Source organism: Bacillus sanguinis (genome assembly GCF_018332475.1).
Taxonomy (GTDB): domain Bacteria; phylum Bacillota; class Bacilli; order Bacillales; family Bacillaceae_G; genus Bacillus_A; species Bacillus_A sanguinis.
On record NZ_BOQB01000561.1, the window covers coordinates 1 to 388 of the forward strand.

A 388-nucleotide genomic window follows, 5' to 3' on the forward strand; every position below is an offset into this window, starting at 1 on the left:
ATATATAGGTACCTTTTCTTTATGTGCCTGATTCATTATCTCGTTCCAAACTTTTATCACGATGGGATTCGGATTTTTCATTTTTTCGCATTCGTCATACCTCAAATATGAATTGATTTCAGACATGAGCTTTTAACGAAAAGAATTTGGGACCATTTCTTCCCACAAAGGAAATACCTTTTTGAAAACCTCTACCATAGCAGGATCAAATTGTGTACCAGATCCTTCTATAATACGTCTATAAGCTTCTTCAGGAGATAGGGCTGAACGATATGCTCTTGAAGAAGTCATTGCATCGAATGCATCTGCTATTGCAACAATTCTTGCGCATAGTGGTATTTGATTTCCTTTTAGTTTTTTGGGATAGCCCTTTCCATCCCATCTTTCA

Annotated in this window: 1 protein-coding gene; it reads right to left on the reverse strand. The window is 36.6% G+C overall.

All coding sequences use genetic code 11. The features are described 5' to 3' along the window. Positions 1–132 precede the first annotated feature (132 nt). On the reverse strand, positions 133–388 hold a 256-nt coding region (locus tag KI369_RS28570), incomplete at its 5' end, for an HD-GYP domain-containing protein (protein ID WP_308443114.1).